Source organism: Sphingopyxis flava, assembly GCF_900168005.1.
Lineage (GTDB): Bacteria > Pseudomonadota > Alphaproteobacteria > Sphingomonadales > Sphingomonadaceae > Sphingopyxis > Sphingopyxis flava.
The window spans coordinates 1-3,309 of the sequence record NZ_FUYP01000079.1 but is presented as its reverse complement, the minus strand read 5'-3'; the positions used below and the strand labels follow the sequence as shown (position 1 = coordinate 3,309).

At 56.7% G+C, this 3,309-nt stretch carries 4 protein-coding genes; 2 read left to right on the top strand and 2 right to left on the bottom strand.

Annotation, left to right across the window (positions count from 1 at the left end):
- Nucleotides 1-335 precede the first annotated feature (335 nt).
- Together B5X69_RS20415 and B5X69_RS20410 are read right to left on the bottom strand one after the other, a co-directional pair.
- A complete protein-coding gene (locus B5X69_RS20415) occupies nucleotides 336-629 on the bottom strand; it encodes a hypothetical protein (RefSeq protein ID WP_079640300.1) in 294 nt (97 codons plus the stop codon).
- 42 nt (nucleotides 630-671) lie between these two features.
- Nucleotides 672-863 (bottom strand): helix-turn-helix transcriptional regulator, encoded by a 192-nt coding sequence (locus B5X69_RS20410; protein ID WP_079640299.1) that lies wholly within the window; start codon nucleotides 861-863, stop codon nucleotides 672-674.
- Nucleotides 864-1,336: 473 nt separating this feature from the next.
- Between B5X69_RS20410 and B5X69_RS20405 the strand changes: the two genes are divergently transcribed.
- Together B5X69_RS20405 and B5X69_RS20400 are read left to right on the top strand one after the other, a co-directional pair.
- Entirely contained in the window at nucleotides 1,337-2,440 is a 1,104-nt protein-coding gene (locus tag B5X69_RS20405; RefSeq protein WP_245798829.1) for a Fic family protein, read from the top strand.
- A 95-nt stretch (nucleotides 2,441-2,535) separates the two neighbouring features.
- Nucleotides 2,536-3,207 carry a DUF6946 family protein gene (locus tag B5X69_RS20400; RefSeq protein ID WP_079640297.1) on the top strand — a complete coding sequence of 224 codons (672 nt, stop codon included), beginning with the start codon at nucleotides 2,536-2,538 and terminating at the stop codon, nucleotides 3,205-3,207.
- The last annotated feature ends 102 nt before the right edge of the window (nucleotides 3,208-3,309 follow it).

Genomic DNA, 3,309 nt, shown 5'->3' with positions numbered 1-3,309 from the left:
CTTCGCCGCCTGGCGCTGCGTCATCCCTTCGGAAACAGCCAGGCGAACCCTCAAATAAAGTTCCACGGTGTAGATCCCCTGTCCCTCCTGCACTCGTTGCAGAAAGGAAATAGGTGGCCGGATTTTACTCCGCCCGCAGCAGCATTATGCCGCCGCTACCGTGGCCGACTTTTGCTCCGCCGTTGACAGTCGTCGAAGTAGCGATCGCGGGATTGGCGCGAAGGCAACTGGCGGTCCGCCATTTCGGGGCGCGTAAACCAGCGAAGGAGGGCCAGGTCGATCGCTGACCGGACTTCGTCTGCGAGCCGGTTGGTCTCTTCTGGCGTAAGGTCCAGCTACCCGAACTCGGTGCGAAGCTGGCTGCCAAGCGGATATCCAGTTCCGTCCTGGCTCCTGTAGATCGGGCCCTCAACAGTGAGGCAACAATCTTGTCCTTCAAACCGCTCGCGGACCGGGCGTTCGTACCAGAGCCAGGGATGCAATATGTGCCGACGGGCGCGCCCATCGGTATTGTCTTCAACGAGCAATTCGACGAGCTGGGCCGCTCGCCCTTCTTCGTCGCTCGGAAGGCGAGCGATCAGCCAGCCATGCTTCTGCAGGGCAGCGTTGATCAGGGAAAGGACAGACATGGGGGAGATGCTTTCTGCGGGCCATTGCCCGCCTTGGAGGGGTCAATAGCTGCGCAGGGGGAGGGCCTCGATCCACTCCTCGATGTCAGTGGAACGCCAGCGGATACGTCCGCCGCCAATGTCGATGGGATGGGGAAAGGCACCCCGGCGGATGCGTCGCCAGATCGTTGTCCGGCTGCGAATGCCCGTGAGGCGCATTACCTCATGGCAGGTGAGTAATTCGATATTCGACATGACAGACTCCTTCGTTTCAAGGTTCTGTCACCGTTGCCGCTTGTCCCCTCGCGACGATGGGTTGGTTCTCAAATTGCCGTTGCGGACCGTGCGATCAGATGTTCAACTCAGCGCCACCCTTGGCTTAGGTGACGCTGGCCAAGCTATGCGAACCGCAATGCTGTAGGAAAGAACAAATATAGAACGATTGCCGTTCCGCAATGGCGGGTGGACGCTGTTGGATCGCTATGGACAGTCCGGGACTGAAAGATTTTTTCCCGCTGGTGTCCGCTCCCGGGCGATGCAGGTCCGAATCTACGGTTCTGGTGCAGCGGAAGACCGGTTTTCGCGCGAATCGCAGCTTGAGTCAAAATGACAAGCAAATGCGCTTTCGCTTTGCACGTTGATTCGGATATGCAAAGAAAATCGAAAAATCTTTACACGTCCAGCAATCGTGCTAAGTCTTGCCGCATATTCTTTGCATGAGACGATCTGTGGCCCTCAAACCGACTTACGCCATTCCGGACCTGCCGCCCCCCGGCCTCATTGAAACGCCCAGCGTGCTGAAAGCACTTGCGCGCGCGCATCGCTACCTTGCCGAACTTAAAGGCCGCGCTGCAACCATTCCCAATCAGGGCATTCTGATCGACACGCTGTCGCTTCAAGAAGCGAAAGCGAGTTCCGAAATTGAGAACATCGTCACGACGCAAGATGAGCTCTTCCAGCTCAATGCATTTCCCGAAAGTGCGGGATCACCTGCGGCAAAGGAAGTGGCCCGATATCGGGACGCGCTGCGGTACGGATACGACGAGCAACGGCGTCTCGACGGATTGCTCACAAACAACATGCTCATCGCCATCTTCCGCATTCTCAAGAAGACCGATGGAACCTTCCGCGAAACACCTGGCACCGCCCTCAAGAACGAGGGAACCGGCGCGCTCGTCTACATTCCGCCTCAGGATGCGAAGGAAGTTCGCGATGAAATGGGGGCACTGGAAAAGTTCATCAACGAAGATGGTGATGGGGTTGATCTCGATCCTTTGACTCGGATGGCAATCGTCCATCACCAGTTCGAAAGCATCCACCCTTTCCCGGACGGGAATGGGCGCATCGGGCGCATCATCAACGTGCTTTATCTCACACGCTGTGGGTTGCTCGATATCCCAATCCTCTACCTCAGCCGATACATCACCCAGAACAAGGGAGAGTACTATCGCCTGCTCCAGGTCGTACGTGAAACCGGTGAATGGGAAGAGTGGCTTCTCTACATGCTCAAGGGCGTGGAGGAGACTGCCATTGAAACCTTACGGTTGGTCGAAGCGATCCGTGGTCTGATGGCTGAGACGAAACGAAGGATGCGAACCGAGCACCCGAAAATCTACTCACAGGACCTGCTCAACAATCTCTTCCGGCACCCGTACACGCGCATCGAATTCGTCCAGGAGGAGATTGGGGTCTCTCGTCCAACAGCGACCAAATATCTCGATGAACTCGCCGAAAGCGGAATGCTGTTCAAGCACCGCGAAGGTCGCAACAATTACTACATCAATCAGCCGCTGGTTGCCCTGTTCGTGGATCGGGAGCCAGAGGCAGAGTGAGCAAATTGAACAATCTGGATTTATCCCGCAATTTCTCGATTTCCGGATTTGCGGGATAAATCGCTGCAATCCGTATCCCGCGAGGAGGCAAGCAAATGCCATTCTATGTGCCCACGGAAGGAGCGGACGCTTGGCGAAAGTTCCTCGCGGAGCCTGACAAACAATGGCGGAATGGATACTCCGCCAAGTCCTTGGCCGAGTGCTGGGAAAACGCGCGCGGAATACCAGCTGAGGTCGGTGCCTTACTCGAAGCGATTGCGCCCGCACCCAGGCTGCTCTTTGCCTTTCCGGAGCACAAAGTCGCCCTCCCTGGATCATCACGAGGCGAAAGCCAGAATGACATTTTTGCCTTCGTCAGAGCTGGCCCTTCTACCGTGGCAGTTATGATCGAAGGAAAAGTCGATGAATCCTTCGATCGCCAGTTGACCGACTGGCTCAGGAATGCCTCGCCGGGAAAAATTGAGCGGTTGTCCTACCTCGCAAGCTCGCTAGGTCTCGATGCAGCCAGCATCCCCAGCACTATCCATTACCAGCTTCTCCACCGCACAGTTTCGGGATTAATCGAAGCGGACAGGTACAAGGCTGATGCAGCGGCCATGATCGTCCATTCTTTCTCGCCGACGCGAAAGTGGTTTGAAGCATTCGCTGCATTCTGCGGGCTGCTCGGGATCGAGGCAGAACCGGGCCGTCTGTATCAGGCGAAAACACAAACAAGTAGGCCGCTATATCTCGGCTGGGCATCGGGGAAGCCTGCTAGGCCAATCTGATCGTCGCTCGGTCTAGGGCCTGTGGGGATTCATCGTGAGTTGATGACGGCGGCAGCGAGATAGATCATGGCTTGGAAGCTCTGGTCAGTTTTGCATGCGCGC